The 14,179-nt window shown below is 51.8% G+C and carries 17 protein-coding genes; 4 read left to right on the top strand and 13 right to left on the bottom strand.

The window, feature by feature from the left end; all coding sequences use genetic code 11:
* Positions 1-39 precede the first annotated feature (39 nt).
* On the bottom strand, positions 40-537 hold the full coding sequence (locus B0B12_RS11520; RefSeq protein ID WP_076669018.1) for a YajQ family cyclic di-GMP-binding protein: 498 nt from the start codon (positions 535-537) through the stop codon (positions 40-42).
* A gap of 719 nt (positions 538-1,256) precedes the next feature.
* Between B0B12_RS11520 and B0B12_RS11515 the strand changes: the two genes are divergently transcribed.
* Both B0B12_RS11515 and B0B12_RS11510 read left to right on the top strand, forming a co-directional pair.
* Positions 1,257-1,688, top strand: coding sequence for a GNAT family N-acetyltransferase (locus B0B12_RS11515; RefSeq protein WP_076669016.1), 432 nt, complete (start codon positions 1,257-1,259; stop codon positions 1,686-1,688).
* A gap of 12 nt (positions 1,689-1,700) precedes the next feature.
* Positions 1,701-2,249, top strand: coding sequence for a lipocalin family protein (locus tag B0B12_RS11510; protein WP_076669014.1), 549 nt, complete (start codon positions 1,701-1,703; stop codon positions 2,247-2,249).
* A 26-nt stretch (positions 2,250-2,275) separates the two neighbouring features.
* On the opposite strand, the gene B0B12_RS11505 is transcribed toward B0B12_RS11510, so the two are convergent.
* From B0B12_RS11505 to B0B12_RS11455, 11 genes are all read right to left on the bottom strand, one after another.
* Positions 2,276-3,481: a carboxypeptidase-like regulatory domain-containing protein gene (locus B0B12_RS11505; RefSeq protein ID WP_076669012.1), complete on the bottom strand. Its 1,206-nt coding sequence runs from the start codon at positions 3,479-3,481 to the stop codon at positions 2,276-2,278.
* 56 nt (positions 3,482-3,537) lie between these two features.
* A complete protein-coding gene (locus tag B0B12_RS11500; protein WP_076669010.1) occupies positions 3,538-4,161 on the bottom strand; it encodes a hypothetical protein in 624 nt (207 codons plus the stop codon).
* A 10-nt stretch (positions 4,162-4,171) separates the two neighbouring features.
* On the bottom strand, positions 4,172-4,519 hold the full coding sequence (locus tag B0B12_RS11495; RefSeq protein WP_244554690.1) for a DUF4174 domain-containing protein: 348 nt from the start codon (positions 4,517-4,519) through the stop codon (positions 4,172-4,174).
* Positions 4,520-4,754: 235 nt separating this feature from the next.
* Positions 4,755-5,111, bottom strand: a complete 357-nt coding sequence (locus tag B0B12_RS11490) for a hypothetical protein (RefSeq protein ID WP_076669006.1) — start codon at positions 5,109-5,111, stop codon at positions 4,755-4,757.
* 115 nt (positions 5,112-5,226) lie between these two features.
* Positions 5,227-5,742: a GDYXXLXY domain-containing protein gene (locus tag B0B12_RS11485; protein ID WP_076669004.1), complete on the bottom strand. Its 516-nt coding sequence runs from the start codon at positions 5,740-5,742 to the stop codon at positions 5,227-5,229.
* The gene (locus B0B12_RS11480; protein WP_076669002.1) at positions 5,732-6,808 is read right to left on the bottom strand and encodes a DUF4401 domain-containing protein; all 1,077 of its coding nucleotides are present in this window, start codon (positions 6,806-6,808) and stop codon (positions 5,732-5,734) included. The genes B0B12_RS11485 and B0B12_RS11480 overlap by 11 nt, the downstream gene beginning before the upstream one ends.
* Positions 6,798-7,757: a DUF2157 domain-containing protein gene (locus tag B0B12_RS11475; protein WP_076669000.1), complete on the bottom strand. Its 960-nt coding sequence runs from the start codon at positions 7,755-7,757 to the stop codon at positions 6,798-6,800. Before B0B12_RS11475 ends, B0B12_RS11480 begins: the two co-directional genes overlap by 11 nt.
* 51 nt (positions 7,758-7,808) lie before the next feature.
* Positions 7,809-8,231: an inner membrane protein YiaA gene (gene yiaA / locus B0B12_RS11470; RefSeq protein ID WP_076668998.1), complete on the bottom strand. Its 423-nt coding sequence runs from the start codon at positions 8,229-8,231 to the stop codon at positions 7,809-7,811.
* 84 nt (positions 8,232-8,315) lie between these two features.
* Positions 8,316-8,879, bottom strand: coding sequence for a Crp/Fnr family transcriptional regulator (locus B0B12_RS11465; protein ID WP_076668996.1), 564 nt, complete (start codon positions 8,877-8,879; stop codon positions 8,316-8,318).
* A gap of 86 nt (positions 8,880-8,965) precedes the next feature.
* Complete coding sequence (locus B0B12_RS11460; RefSeq protein WP_244554689.1) at positions 8,966-9,979, bottom strand: Fic family protein; 1,014 nt, start codon at positions 9,977-9,979, stop codon at positions 8,966-8,968.
* 265 nt (positions 9,980-10,244) lie between these two features.
* Positions 10,245-10,862: a uracil-DNA glycosylase family protein gene (locus B0B12_RS11455; RefSeq protein WP_076668992.1), complete on the bottom strand. Its 618-nt coding sequence runs from the start codon at positions 10,860-10,862 to the stop codon at positions 10,245-10,247.
* A 188-nt stretch (positions 10,863-11,050) separates the two neighbouring features.
* Here B0B12_RS11455 and B0B12_RS11450 point away from each other — a divergent pair, with 188 nt between their 5' ends.
* The gene (locus B0B12_RS11450) at positions 11,051-11,968 is read left to right on the top strand and encodes a glutamate--tRNA ligase family protein (RefSeq protein ID WP_076670293.1); all 918 of its coding nucleotides are present in this window, start codon (positions 11,051-11,053) and stop codon (positions 11,966-11,968) included.
* Between the two features lie 88 nt (positions 11,969-12,056).
* On the opposite strand, the gene B0B12_RS11445 is transcribed toward B0B12_RS11450, so the two are convergent.
* Positions 12,057-12,584 (bottom strand): DUF2911 domain-containing protein, encoded by a 528-nt coding sequence (locus B0B12_RS11445; protein ID WP_076668990.1) that lies wholly within the window; start codon positions 12,582-12,584, stop codon positions 12,057-12,059.
* A 207-nt stretch (positions 12,585-12,791) separates the two neighbouring features.
* Here B0B12_RS11445 and B0B12_RS11440 point away from each other — a divergent pair, with 207 nt between their 5' ends.
* Positions 12,792-14,153 (top strand): mechanosensitive ion channel family protein, encoded by a 1,362-nt coding sequence (locus B0B12_RS11440; RefSeq protein WP_170871853.1) that lies wholly within the window; start codon positions 12,792-12,794, stop codon positions 14,151-14,153.
* Positions 14,154-14,179: the final 26 nt, after the last annotated feature.

Genomic DNA, 14,179 nt, shown 5'->3' with positions numbered 1-14,179 from the left:
AATTGCTTTTCCTGAAGACAACAATTTAACCCTTAAGCATTAGGACTTCATGTTCACATACTGAAGCGGCATGCCTATTTCTTCGGCGTTTGTACGCAAAAGCGCGATCACTTGCTGCAAGTCGTCGATTTTTTTGCCTGTCACCCGGATGGTTTCGTCCATGATGGCGGCTGACACCTTCAGTTTGCTGTCTTTGATCAGCTTCATGATCTTCTTGGATGTCTCCTTGTCGATGCCGGCTTTCACCTTGATGTCTTTCTTCACCATCGCCCCACTCTGGTAGGCTTCCTTGGAGAAATCGAGGGCAGTGGCGTCGAGGCCCTGCTTCACCATTTTGCCGATGAGCACGTCCTCGGTGTGCTGCAGGCGCATGTCGTTCTCCATGGAGATCTTCACTTCGTTGTTTTTCTTGTCGAACTCAAGCGAGCCTTTGGTGTCGCGGAAGTCGTAGCGGTTCATGATTTCCTTGCGTGCCACATTCACCGCATTGTCCATGATTTGCGGATCTACTTTGCTGACGATATCGAAAGATGCCATAGTTTTTCGGGTTAGGTTAAATGATAAGGTTTACACGGTTTATAAGCTGCAAAGTTATTTAAAAGGGCGAATTGCTGAATGGTTAAATTATTAATGGTTGAATTGTTGATTGCTGATTGTTAATTGTTGAAGGCATGGGACATGCGGGACTACTTTGTCTGAATCTTTATCTAGGGCCCCTGCCCCTCCCGAGAGAGGAATTAGCCACTACCAATTTCATGTATAAGTTTTATTTTATCTGCTACATACCACTGACAGGTATAGCAAGAGTAACTAGCCCCTTCAACTACAAAGCAAAAAGCAGTGCACGGTGCACTTTTCGGCGCTCCACTGTTTGAGCGTTCAGCGAGTTTGGAGCGTCTTGACTTTTTTGCTTACTTTTTGTGTCAAGACAAAAAGTAAGGCCCGCCCGGCCAGGGCAAGCTATGAAACAAGTCAGGTTGCTATACCTGCAGCAGTAGCTATACCTTACACAAGGGGATGTGGACATCCCCACCAGATTGATTTCGGATTAAGAAATCCGAAAGAGCCTTTTGGTAGTTTGCTATACCTGTCCCTGAGACAGGGCCAGAGGCCCCAAGATAGTAGATACAAGCGTGGACGCTCGCGCCATACCTAAAGCCCGCCGCATAGGCGAAAAACACGTTATACAAGCACACTCTGCTATACCTACCACATCAGATTTTAAACTAAACTTGCATTATCATAAACACCTCTATATGGAAGTAATAGAACCCGCTACCCCCGAGCAATTCAAACAATACTACCAACTCCGCTATGACACCCTACGCAAACCCTGGGACCAGCCTGAGGGGAGCGAACGCGCCGGGGACGATGACCAAGCTATACACGCCATGCTGGTGGATGACGACGGACAGGCAGTAGGCGTTTGTCGATTGCACCTGAACACACCGCAGGAAGGGCAGATCCGCTTTATGGGCATCCGCGCCGACAAACAGGGCCAGCGTCTCGGCGACCAGTTGCTCCGTTACCTCGAGGACCACGCCCGACAACTGGGCGCTACCACTATGACCCTGCAGGCCCGCGAAAATGCCGTGAACTTTTATCGCCGCAACGGGTATGAAGTAGTAGAAAAATCATACCTGTTGTTTGGCTCTATTCAGCACTACAAAATGGCCAGGCAGCTTTAACACGTTGCAAGAATGGCCCTCGACAAAAACAAAAAGCTTATCCTGACTGCCGGCGCTGTACTACTCGGCGCGGCTATCATCAGCAGTTGCAGCACCACAAACGCACCGCTCGAAACAGTGCCCAACGTGGACCTGGAGCGATACATGGGCAAGTGGTACGAGATCGCTTCCATCCCGCAGCGTTTCACCAGGGGCTGCCGCTGCACCACGGCCGAGTATAAGTTCAATGCAGAAAAAGGCTATGTGGAGGTATACAACTCCTGCCTGAAAAAAGGCAAGGTAAGCGATGCCGTGGCAAAGGGATTTCCGGTGGAGGGTAGCAACAACAGCAAGCTCAAAGTGCAGTTCTTCTGGCCCTTCAAAGGCGATTACTGGATTTTGGAGCTCGACCCGGACTACCGCTACGTGATGGTGGGAGCGCCGGACCGCGAAAGCCTCTGGTTTCTCTCCCGCACTCCTACCATGGATGAAGCCACCTACGCCCGATTAGAGCAACTGGCCAATGCCAAGGGCTTCCCGGTAGAGCAGCTGCAGAAGACAGACCAGCAGTGCGCTGAGTAACAGGTATAGCGTCGGGTTGGCCGCGATCAGGGTGAAAGCTGATAGTCGAGTGGCAGCATGTCGCCTACTTTCTCCCAGCCCCAGTACCCTTCGAACAACACATCAAGCGGGTTCAGAAAAATCCCCGAAGCCTCCACTTCTACTCCATCTGCTCTCAATGAGAAGACCGACGTTTGGTAGGTAGGCTTGCGCATGCCGGATCCATTCATAAAATTGGCAGTACTGCTGACGTATGCGGGTTCTTCCTGCTCACCGGTATAGACCACCTGCATGAATTGCTCAAAGGCCACATGAGCTTTGCCTCTGTCGAGTGTCAGGTACTGGGTATAGGGCACCGGGTTGATATCCAGCTTTTCTACAAAGCGCGGCAAACGGGCGCGTTTCAGAATGTCGCTGATGCTGTCCGAAATAGTGATTGTGTTGCCATTCGCCCGCAGGTGAACCCGCGCACCGGCTATTTCTTCATCGGTTGGCCGGTTGGGGTTCGGCAGGCGGTACAGGCGACGCAGGTTAAAGCCCTCCTCTTCCAGTTTTTTCTGCCGCAGCGCCCGTGCGAAGTGCATGGCGGATCCTCGGTAAGCCGACTCCCTGTTCTTGTCCCAGCGGCGTTGTTTGCTTTTGCTGCCCTGCATCGGTTCGTAGCGCGGGTAGCCCTCGAAGGTCACATACCCTTCTTTTGTCCGATAGGTAAACTCTGTCAGCAGGTACTCCACTTTGTAGCCCAGCAAACTGTTTTCGATCAGAAGCGGGCCTCTGGCTGATACCGACATAACACCACTGGGCTGGTCGAAGTCGATGGTCAGCACTTCCGGGTTCAGAAGTTTGCAGCCTTTTGCGATCCAGCTCCGGCCAAGAAAGTTTTCTTTGAATACCTCCAGGTTGTCGTACCACTGCGCATCCCGCTTCCCCTGCACTTCCACTACGCCCAGCATGTGGGCCTTGGGCGTCAGCTTAAAGAGGATGGACGGAGGCAGGCTGTCGGATTGCACCCTGTGCACCAGCGGCTCGTAGCCCAGGTATGAGACGATGACATCGTAGGTGCCGGAGGGCATCGCCAGCGCGAATTCGCCTTTATCGTTTGTGGTTGTGCCCCGCGTGGTCGTGTTCAGGTATACCGACACAAACTCCAAGGTCTCATTCGTAGCAGCATCCACCACGCGGCCTTTCAGGGTTTGGGCCTGGAGCGTGAAGGCGAGCGAGATGAAGAGCGGGAAGAGGAACGCTAGTTTCATATATCTGAAACTAGTAATATTTTTCCTTTAAGTCAAACCTATACCTGACAGTGGCTTCAGTATGTCCGCCACAACCCTGTCGTATCCTCTGCTGCAGCCCTATCGATAGGTATAGGAGATTGCTCCAGCACGGGGTCTTCTTCTTTGTTGAAGCGGTCGGCACTGAATAGAAAGGACACCAATCCCAGCAACAGCAAAAACGCAAAAGGGATGACCAGATTAAGATAAAAGAAATTGCGCAGCGGCTCGTGCAGTTTCCGGAAGCGCTTCAGGTATAGGAACAGCAACAGGCCCACCAGCAGGTATAGCGGCACCACGGCATAAAAGATCACCTGCCAGCCAAACCAGTTCTGGTAGCGGAAAATAAGCGCCAGCAGCCCCGCCACCAGCGAAAAGCTACTGAAGGCCCCCAGCAGTGCCAGCCACACGTTCGAAACGATGTAGAAAAACGACAGCCCGACCTGCACCAGCAGCAGCAACATGAGCACGGCCATGGCAAACACAAACACGAAACTGCCGCCCGTCAGCCCCAGAAATTTCATGACCACCCCCACCACGGCCATCCCCATCACGATGTAGAGCAACAGCGTGAACGAGCGGATGAACGAGATCAACTGATGCCGCACATCTGCCACCAGCGAGCGACGTTCGTGCGGGAAGGAGTGCTGCTCAAAAGCCATGACAATCGTTTTAGTCCTGTTTACGCATTTCCTCCCGGCGCATCGGCATCTGGTCGATTATTTTGAAGACTTCTTCCAGCGGTACGGCTTTTTGAGTCCGAAATTTCTCCTGTCCGTCTTTCCCGATCAGCAGCAAGGTATAGCGCTCAGCTTCCACCCCGAATTTTCGGAGCAGGTCCTCGCGCATGGTTGCCGCGTTGCCGCCCGGCACCAGTTCCAGCACCTCCAACTGCCGCTCTGCTATACCTGACTGGCTTCTGCGAACCAGCTCCTTTTGCCTACCCAGTTCGGCGTCATTCATTGTGGGAGCAAAGAGCAGCAAAAGGCGTTTCTCCCATTTATAGGCTTCCAAATTCATGTCTTTATTGACTTGTGCCTGCATAACTATCGGGGCACAGCACATCCAGCAGAGCATCGTTATTTTTATTAAGAGCTTTCCCATATTCTTGTCTTACGCAGGTATAAACAAGCAGGGACACCGGAAGTTATGCAGGCTAAGAAGTGGTCACTTCAGGTTAATGAGATGCATAAAGTCAATTACTTAGAAGAGGATCGGATTCCGTTGTTTAACTGGTGAGAAGCGGAGAGTGCGTTTAGTAGCCGGATGTGTGGGTTTCGGAGACGACCAGGCCGCCGGTGTCGCGCTTGAGGGCGCCGTTTAGGACGACGAGCTTGAAGAAAAGGATGAAACCGACCACTGCCAGAGCATGGACCAGGAGCGCTCCTTTGTTGTGCAGGTCGGCTGGAGTTGTCAGCATACCGATCAGGCGCCTGATCAGCCGTACGGCACCGACCACGAGCACCAGCAAACCCATCAGGTGGTGTGCGCCGGGTGCGTGGGTGTATTCCCAACCAAACAGCAGGTAAGTGAGCCAGACCAGCGCACAACCGCCCACGTAGTAAGCGAGACCGCGTGCTATACCTGCTACAAAACGTTTCTCGATGCGCATCTCCTATCCCTGGGTTTTCATTTCGGTCAGGTCACGCAGCTCGGCCTGTAGGTCCTGTGCGATCTGCTGCATTCCGTGCATGGCCTGCTCTTTTGATTTGAATTCAAGATAAGGTTTATTTCTGAGATTTTTGCTGCCGCTTTGGTACGATCAGTGTCCGGTTTTCATCATACAAGCCCACCAATATGCTGTTGCCTTCACTGTCCACTTTCAGCCCGCCGTAAGCAGCTTGTTCAAAGGTTTTCGCCTGTCCTTCCTCAAAAAAGTACGACTCAGCCCCCAGGTTGAGCGACCACCCGCCTTTGTTATACCGGATCAGGATTTCCCCTTCGTGCAGTGGCTCCTTTTCCGGTTGATAGCGTACCAGCTGGGCCACAAGTTGGGAGTCGAGCTGCACGACGGCATAGCCGCGGTTAGGGAGTTTCTCCAGTTGCTGCGTCTGGCTGATGGCGTAGCTGAGCACCATGTAATCGCCCTGCATGAGCGAGCGCGGATCTACCGGGGCAAGGCTGAGCAGCACCAGTTGGCCGTCTTCCAGAATGTCCTCCTTCTCCACCACCGACAGGTTGAAAAAGGCCAGCACTGCCACCAGGTTCACCAGCACGACTATACTTTTGAAGTTACGCTTCATAGCTTCTCAAATAACGGTTTAACAGGTATAGACCACCTAAAAACAAGGCGCCAGTGCCCATCAGCACGAATGACTTGGCTAGGAGTGTCATGTTGAGGTCGTAGTAGTAGAGCACCAGAAAGTAAGCCAGCGCCAGCAGCCCGACCCACAGGCCCGTTCTGTGACCAATATAGAAACTGGACAATACCATCAGCAAAGCACCCGGCACCGAAGGCGCAAGCACAGTCGGCAACAGCACTACCGCGCAACAGATATAGAAAATGGCCAGTGTCTTTTTATCTGTCAGCCCACTCTCGCGCAGCACACGGTGTAGCAACAGCAGCAGACAGCCAATCAGCACCACACCCGAAACCCACATATACCCAATGCGCGTCGAGAGCATATCCTGGTGCACGGTAAGCACCAGCACACCGAGCAGCGAAAACACCAGCCCCATGCGCACGGCTCCAAATGCGTGGATAAAGGTACGGAAAGTGGCCATCAGCTTTGCTTCGAACAAACTCACATACGTGAGCAAGCCAGCCAGCACCGTCACCAGCACATGCGCCAGGCTGTATACCTTGTGGATGAAAATCAGACTCAGCAGACTGCCATTGAGCACCAGCACTGCCAGAAATACACAAATCGTGCTCCGCGAAAACAGCAACACCAACAAGGCAGCTATACCTAACGTCAGCGCTACCGCCGTTGCGTTCTCAGACATGCTTCCTATACCGACACCCAACAGCACATAGCCGGCAATGTTGAGGGCCACCGCCATGGCATCTGCTGTAAAGGTCTTCTCGATGCGCACCAGCACTTCGGCTCCTACCAGGAAACTGAGCCCGAACACGAACATGCCGATGCCTGAATTGTAGAGTCCCGCCATCATCAGAAAGCCCATGAGGGTAGACATCGCCAGCATACCGCCCAGAATGGTAAGCAGCTTGACGGGCCAGCGCTTGAGCAGCGACGTGGAATGGTCTATTTCTGCAGCTATCGCCACTTCGTCGTAGCTGAAGTCGGGTTGCTCCTGCGCTATTTGATGCAGCCAAGAGTCTAGTTGAAGTTGTTCTTTATCGGCCATGCCACTGACGGTTAAGGTTGGTTAAATACTGTACCAGTAGCGTGATGCTGCCCACGACAAATAACGTGGCGAGGAGCAGCATCATTTCAGGTGCACTTTGTCCGATGCGCACCAGTGCAGCCGTCACGAAAGCAATGCCGCTGAACGGCAGGGCCGTGAGGTAAAAGATATCGCGCACCCGCAGTCCGTACCAGATGCCCAGCCCATACATAACTGCTCCCAGCAAGAAAGCAATGCGGTAATCTTCTCCGATACCGTTATACAAGTTCGAAATCATGCTGATGGTAATAGCCGTAATCGCCGCCAGACTCACCAGCCTTGGAAACCAGCGGTGCTGTATACTTACACGGCCTTTTGCAGCCAGCACTTCCCATGCTACCACTGCCGTGGCATTGAGCACAAAAAGCGCGTCGAGCACCACGGCAAAACTCCAGCCCGTGGCTACCTGTTGGGTATAGAGCACAAAAGTGGTGTTGAGCAGCACCAGGAAGATGAACCACAGCGGTTGAAACCGGGCCACGGCTACCCACAGCACCACACAAATGGTCCAGCCCAGGAAGAAGTCGTAAGCGTTGGCGCCCGTCTGGTAGATCTGTCCGAACACGGCAAAGAGCACGCCCACTAGCATGGTAGCAGCCGTGAGCAACACGTTTTTGGCGGTACTACTCAGCTTAAGGAACACTGCCGCAAAGGTTACCGCCAGGATCAGCACCTCGATCAGTCCCAGCTTCACGAACTTGTGCATGTCGGCCCAGTTGTAAGCGAAAAAGAAGATGATGCCCGAGATAAGGAAGCTACCCCCAAGCCCGAGCAGAAACAGCCGGATGAACTTTATCCAGTCCTGCGGCGTGGCGTATACCTGCCCTTTGCGAAGCCAGTCGGCTATACCTGCCTCGCGCCAGTTGCTGTGCCGGGCAATGCTATGGATGATGTCGCGGGAAAGTTTCATAAAGTGGTTTGAGGAGATGTTATCATTTCATAATGGCGGTTAATGTGGTCATTAATAATACAACTCTGCATCCTGCTTGGCAGGTAATTCTTTTGCTATGCTATCACGGGTATTTTTCTGCACCGCAATGGCCGCGAAAAGGCTCAGCAGAAACGACATGCCATAGAAGCCTTTTTCGCTCAGGAGCAGATCGGCATTCCACAGCCCGACCGTCAGCAGCACGATGGCCAGCAAAGTGGAGAACCAGCTAAGGCCGTAGTAAATGTTCGTAACAGGTATACCTTCCAGCTGGTCGCGCACACTTTTCTGAAGCGAGATGGCCGAGAACAGACCGAACATCAGGATGGAAAAATAATAGCCCTTTTCGTTCAGCATCATTTCGGCGTTCCAGAGGCCGATGAGGTAAGCGGTTATACCTGTGAGTAAAGTAGCCCAGGAGGCTGCTACAAATGCGTTGGATGGTTTCTGATTCATGGTCGTCTTTCGTTAAGTGATGAATCAAAGGTATAGCAGCCCCAAAAGTTTTCTTTTGACAATTGTCAAAAAAGGAAAAACGGTTTAAACCTGACTCCGGATCCTGCTCAGCGTTTCCTGGCTGATGCCCAGGTATGAGGCGATCTGCCCGAGCGGGATCCGCTGCAGAATATGCGGCGAGGTTCCCAGTAGCTGCTCATACCGCTCCCGCGCTGTTTTGAACTGCATGGCCATCAGTCGCTCTTCCAGCCGGATGTAGTACTGCTCGTTAATAATCCGCACCAGTCGCTCCAGGTCGTGGTGCGCGTCAAACAACTGGTGCAGGGCTTCTGAACTGATTCCCCACAAGGTGGAGTCCTCCAGTACCTGTATGTTCTCTATACCTGGCTTTCGCGAAATGAAAGAGTAAAAAGAGGTGATGAAATTATGCTCGAAGCCGAACCAATACGTTACCTCCTTGCCATCCAGGTTGTAATAGCCCCGCAAACAGCCCCGCTCCAAAAAGTATAGCTTATTGCATACCGTCCCCTCGCGTACCAGAAAAGCATTCTTCGGAAGTTCAACCCGCGTTAATGCTGACGAAAGCGCCTCCCAGGCAGGTATAGAAATCGGGTAGTATTGGGAGATGCAGTGGTGTAGGGCATTCATGTTGGGGTGGTTTTAGGACTCAAATGTTTTTTTGTCAAAAAGAAAGAAGAGATTTTCACTTATGCATCACATTCAGCTTTGTGCTTTCATGCCTTACGTTTATTCTCCAGTACTTCCATTAATCGCTGGTTGAGGTAAAGCTTTTCTTTTCCTACTTTAGTTGATTTCAGGAAGCCTTCCTGCTCCAACGCTATCAGATAATTACCCACTGTCTTTGGTGTTCCCATGTTTGCATCAATCAGAAACTGACGTTTTGTGTAGGGCAGCCTAAACAGTATTTCGATTAGCTCCTTCGAGTAAATCTTGGGGAGTTTCGCTCTGACTTCCTCCGATGTGGCCTCCATAACAGACATAATCTCTCCCAACTTTAGTAGTCCGCTGATTGCTGTTTTTTCTATCATGTCCAGCATGTAGAGTACCCAGCCTTCCCAGTCTCCAGCTTCTGTGACATCCCGCAGCTTCTGGTAATAAGCCGCCTTGTTCTGAATGATGTATTCGCTTAAGTATAGTGCAGGCACATCCAGTAGTTTCTCCAGTTTCAGGTAAAGGAGCAGCAAAATCCTGCCTGTGCGTCCGTTGCCGTCTATAAAAGGATGAATGGCCTCGAATTGGTAGTGCATGACGGCCATTTTGATGAGGGGGTCCAGGCTGCTTTCCCTGTTAATGAAATGCTCCAGGTTAGCCAGTTTCTCACGTATTACCGCTTCTCCTGCTGGCGGCGTGTAAATGACTTCCCCCTGCGTGTTGGACAAGGTTGTGCCTGGAGTGGCCCTAATCCCCGATGTATTTTGCTTAATGCACTGCATAATTTCTACGCAGAGGTTCGTTGTAATGAAAGGCCGCTCTGTCAGTTTCTCCAGCCCGTACCACAAAGCCTCTTTGTAGCTGATCACTTCTTTTGCTGCCGTGGATTCATACCTCTTTTCTGCCACGACTGATTTATAGAGGTCATCGTTTGTGGTGATAATGTTCTCGATCTCAGAACTTGCCTTTGCTTCCTGCAGATGGATTGTGTCCAGAAAAAGACCAGGGTTGGGTAGGTTGATGATGGCTCCGTTCAGTTGCGCCAGGGCCCTGCTGGCTTTGACTGTCTTTCGCATGACCTCCTTCGTTTCCAAATCGGCCTTTGGAGGAAGTAAGGGTAAATCGTTGTAAGGTTTTTCTCTGTGAAATGAAGCCATATCGAGAGTAACAATTACGCATGTTTCTAAAACGAAGGTAAAAATAATATTTTTTTACACTTGTTAGTCAATCAGAGGTAATTATTACTCTTGTATGGCTTGCGGGTATGTGGTAACGGTTAGGCTAAGCGGCGGCCGAGGCCGTCGCCCGATGCTGGCGTTTAGCTCTTGTTACCCGCTGTACTTATTCAACTATTGCATTTGTCCATGATGTCTGTGCGTCGTTTCTAGAAGGAGTCAGACAGTATTTTATTTGATTAACATTTTGTATGCAATTATTTTCTAACAGCTTTCTATTAATAATATCTCTAATTCTTTTCAACCTCGGTATATAATTGTCGGTCCATGTTAGAGAGTAAATAACTTTGATGAAAGTAATTCCATTAAAAGCTAAATCTATATCGAAATATTCTGTATTTGATAAATCGTGGTTTATTTTACAGTTAACTTCTCTATCGCCAAAGTTGGGTAGTATATCATTGATATTAATTGATTTTATAAGGTCAATAATCACAATGTCGTTGTCAATGCAATATTTCTTCCAAATTTGTGGATGTCCATCAATGCCATCATTTGGGTGAAGAGAGTCTCCAGTTAATGCTGTAGGAAAGTATCTCCAAAACTTGCTTTGGTTTCTCCCATAAAACCAATTTGCTGTGTTCTCTTTCTCACAACTTGCATCACTCGGGTTGAAGGTTCCAATGATGAGTATGTTGCTATTTGTAGCAATTTGTCTATCGCAGAAGGTTTTATTCTGTTCTATTTCTGTAAGTTGGTCAATAAAGCGATGAACTATGGGCATATCATTTTAAAATATTTTGTATTGCGGGTAACTTATTCAAAAGCGTAAACATACACTTTCCTGCATATTATCAAACTTACCAAAATTCCATAACTCATCCACCTTATTACCGAGCATTTTAGCTTTTCTAATTTGACTTGAGAAATAGCAGCTATACCTTTGACCTTACCAAACCCAGCGCTATACTTTTGCAAACGACCCAACCCATAAAAACCCGCATCGCCCCGACTCCCAGCGGCTTTCTGCATCTGGGCAATGCGCTGTCGTTTGCCATTACGTGGGCGCTGGCACGCAAGCAGCAGGGTATAGTAGCCCTCCGCATCGACGACCTCGATAATGCCCGCTTCCGTCCCGAGTACCTGCAGGACATCTTCGACACGCTCGCCTTCATGGGCCTCGACTACGACGAAGGGCCACGTAACACCAAAGATTTTCAGGAGAACTACTCACAGCTTTTAAGGCTTCCCTCCTACAACAGCCTGTTGGATAAGCTGGTGCAACAAGGTATGGTCTACGCCTGCCCCTGTTCCCGCAGCCAGATAAATGCTTTGTCGCCACAGGGGTTATACCCACTCACCTGCCGCCATGCCCAGCTGCCGCTCGACACCCCCAACGCCGCCTGGCGCATCAGTATACCTGAGGGCACGACCATCGCCTTCCACGACCAGCTTTTGGGTGACTGCACCGTAGCACTGGCCCTCGAAATGCCTGACTTCGTGGTGCGCCGCAAAGACGCTATACCTGCCTACCAGATCGCGTCCATTGCCGACGACCTGGCCATGGGTGTGAACCTGATCGTGCGGGGCGAAGACCTGATGCTCTCCACAGCGGCGCAGCTTTTCCTGGCGCAGCATACGGGCGCAGCCGCTTTCGCACAGGCGCAATTTGTACACCACCCACTCATCACCGCCGAGGGCAACAAGCTCTCCAAATCGCACGACTCGCTTTCGCTGACCGAAATGCGCAAAGCCGGCCTCACTCCGTCGCAACTTTGGCAGAAACTAGCGCAGCTGCTCGGCTGGCAAAGCGCAGGTATAGCCGACGCGCAAACCTTCCTGCAGCGATTCGAGCTACACGACTTACCGCGGCACATTGCGCAGATATAGCAGTTGGCATCCGGGCACAAAAAAGCCCTGCTGCGCTCCAGGCTATACCTGAATCCACAGCAGGGCTTCTGATTTAATGTCGGTTCCGCTATTTGGCAGCCTGTACTTTTACCGGCAACTCCAGATTCTCCCAACGCAGCACAATGCCGTCTTTGGTCACATCGTACTTCAGTTGCTCGCTCATGGCAGCTGCCTGACGTGGCTTGGCTTTTACGCGCAGCGCGTCCTGCTTCTCGTCGTACTGCGTGCCCCACTGCTTGGCGGTCTTGTTGAAGATCACCGTCCACTCGTTTTCGCCGGGAATGGTGTAAAAGCTGTAGGTGCCTGCCGGTAGCTGCTTGCCTTCTACCATCAAAGCTTTGTCGGTGGTGATGGTCGTGGCCTCGTTTGCGCCCGAACGCCATACCTTGTCGTACGGTACCAGTTCACCCCAAATGGTGCGGCCCTTTACCGATGGGCTGCCGTAGTTGATGGTGACAGTGGCGGTGCCAATCTTGCCTGTAGCTGTAGCTGGCGGACTTGCTTTTGGCTTGGCGTCCTGCGCCCAGGCTGAGAATGATACCAGCATACCTACCAGCAGCATGGCGAGTACATTTGTGAATTTCAGGTTTTTCATAGTGTTTTATTTTGGTTTTGACTGAAAGATAAACAATTGGCTCCTGTTTTACTACAAGTTGATCGGCCTTTTAGCTAACGAATTTCGGTGCCTCTGGATTGTGCCGGCAAGGCAAAGAATTGGGAGTCTGTCGCACACCCTTTGCAGCACCCCGGCTTTTCCTGCGTATAGAAGCAAAAAGCTCCCAAAGAGAAAGCCGCGGAAACTATGCCTGCTTACGATCGAAACAGAAGAATTTCCAAGCGAAACCCACGCATTCCAATACCCGGCGATGGCACACAACGTCCTGGTCAGCCGCAGCGCTATACCACCAGTGCCACGCGCAGAAAGCTTCGTACCAAATTCCGAAACAGAAAGCGTGCACGTGGCTCCGCCGTGAAAGGAGCCCAGCACCGGCTGCGCAATTTCCGGCAGGCCTCCCTCCTGGCCGTGGCCATTACGGGCCTGATCCTGCTCATGTTTGCCCCAAGCGAGGCCGGCCTGACGCAAGACAACTACCCCGACACCGTGGCTGTGGTGGAAAAGGTAGCGGTGCAGGACCTGATACCGGGCGACACGCTTACGGAAGAGGCAGCAGCGGAAAAGAAAAGCTCCACCAAAGAAGCCACTGATGAGGCGATCGGGGCACTGCAGGGGCTTTGGGAAGGCTTCATTTACAACCTGCCTAAAATCATCATTGCCTTCATAACCCTTATTTTGGCCTGGCTGGCGGTTCGGCTACTGCGGGCCATCCTCCTCCGCTCCATCGGTAAGTGGCAGAGCGCCAGCGCCATCATCTCGCTGGTCTCCATTGCCGTCTGGCTGCTGGCCATTGGGGTGGCGCTGAGTGTGGTGGCCGGCGACATCCGGGCGCTGGTCGGCTCATTCGGCCTGATCGGCCTGGCCCTGTCGTGGTCCTTGCAGACGCCTATCGAAAGCTTTACAGGCTGGCTCATGAACTCCTACCAGGGCTACTACCGGGTGGGCGACCGCATCCAGGTTGGCGATGTGTTCGGCGACGTCTACCGCATCGATTTCCTCACCACCACGGTCTGGGAGATCGGTGCACCCTATCAGCCGGGCTTTGTGCGTGCCGAGCAGCCCACGGGCCGACTGGTTACTTTCCCCAACAACGAAGTACTGACAGGCACGGTCATCAACCTGACCGCCGATTTCCCCTACGTGTGGGATGAACTGGATGTGGGCGTGGCAAACGAGTCGGACATGCCGCTTGCCATGCAGGTAGTCGAAACTGTGGCGCTGGAACTCCTGGGCGATTACATGAAGGCGCCGACAGTCTCCTACTCCCAGTTACTGCAGGAGGCGGGTCTGAACAATACGGTGCCGGACAAACCACAGGTGTTTGTTTCGATGGAGGAGTCGTGGACCAATATCACCATCCGCTACCTGGTGGGAGCACGCGAGCGACGCAAATGGAAAAGCGAACTCACATTGCGCCTCACCATGGAGCTGAACAAACCCGAGTATATAAATAAAATCATACCGGTATACCCACGGCAGCAGGTGCAGTTCATCAACCCCGATGGTACTCCCGCGCAAACCGGCCTTCAAAACACTGGCAACGTATAAGATACAAGTATTTTATTATCAATAAT

The organism is Pontibacter indicus, from assembly GCF_900156345.1.
Taxonomy (GTDB): Bacteria; Bacteroidota; Bacteroidia; order Cytophagales; family Hymenobacteraceae; genus Pontibacter; species Pontibacter indicus.
Note: the sequence above shows the minus strand (reverse complement) of the source record. Positions and strands in the feature narration are given on the sequence as shown.

What these genes read in the sequence shown, in the direction of transcription:
- B0B12_RS11520 (WP_076669018.1), bottom strand. Translation starts at nt 537, where the DNA reads ATGGCATCTTTCGATATCGTCAGCAAAGTAGATCCGCAAATCATGGAC.
- B0B12_RS11515 (WP_076669016.1), top strand. Translation starts at nt 1,257, where the DNA reads ATGGAAGTAATAGAACCCGCTACCCCCGAGCAATTCAAACAATACTAC.
- B0B12_RS11510 (WP_076669014.1), top strand. Translation starts at nt 1,701, where the DNA reads ATGGCCCTCGACAAAAACAAAAAGCTTATCCTGACTGCCGGCGCTGTA.
- B0B12_RS11505 (WP_076669012.1), bottom strand. Translation starts at nt 3,481, where the DNA reads ATGAAACTAGCGTTCCTCTTCCCGCTCTTCATCTCGCTCGCCTTCACG.
- B0B12_RS11500 (WP_076669010.1), bottom strand. Translation starts at nt 4,161, where the DNA reads ATGGCTTTTGAGCAGCACTCCTTCCCGCACGAACGTCGCTCGCTGGTG.
- B0B12_RS11495 (WP_244554690.1), bottom strand. Translation starts at nt 4,519, where the DNA reads ATGAATTTGGAAGCCTATAAATGGGAGAAACGCCTTTTGCTGCTCTTT.
- B0B12_RS11490 (WP_076669006.1), bottom strand. Translation starts at nt 5,111, where the DNA reads ATGCGCATCGAGAAACGTTTTGTAGCAGGTATAGCACGCGGTCTCGCT.
- B0B12_RS11485 (WP_076669004.1), bottom strand. Translation starts at nt 5,742, where the DNA reads ATGAAGCGTAACTTCAAAAGTATAGTCGTGCTGGTGAACCTGGTGGCA.
- B0B12_RS11480 (WP_076669002.1), bottom strand. Translation starts at nt 6,808, where the DNA reads ATGGCCGATAAAGAACAACTTCAACTAGACTCTTGGCTGCATCAAATA.
- B0B12_RS11475 (WP_076669000.1), bottom strand. Translation starts at nt 7,757, where the DNA reads ATGAAACTTTCCCGCGACATCATCCATAGCATTGCCCGGCACAGCAAC.
- yiaA (WP_076668998.1), bottom strand. Translation starts at nt 8,231, where the DNA reads ATGAATCAGAAACCATCCAACGCATTTGTAGCAGCCTCCTGGGCTACT.
- B0B12_RS11465 (WP_076668996.1), bottom strand. Translation starts at nt 8,879, where the DNA reads ATGAATGCCCTACACCACTGCATCTCCCAATACTACCCGATTTCTATA.
- B0B12_RS11460 (WP_244554689.1), bottom strand. Translation starts at nt 9,979, where the DNA reads ATGCGAAAGACAGTCAAAGCCAGCAGGGCCCTGGCGCAACTGAACGGA.
- B0B12_RS11455 (WP_076668992.1), bottom strand. Translation starts at nt 10,862, where the DNA reads ATGCCCATAGTTCATCGCTTTATTGACCAACTTACAGAAATAGAACAG.
- B0B12_RS11445 (WP_076668990.1), bottom strand. Translation starts at nt 12,584, where the DNA reads ATGAAAAACCTGAAATTCACAAATGTACTCGCCATGCTGCTGGTAGGT.
- B0B12_RS11440 (WP_170871853.1), top strand. Translation starts at nt 12,792, where the DNA reads ATGCCTGCTTACGATCGAAACAGAAGAATTTCCAAGCGAAACCCACGC.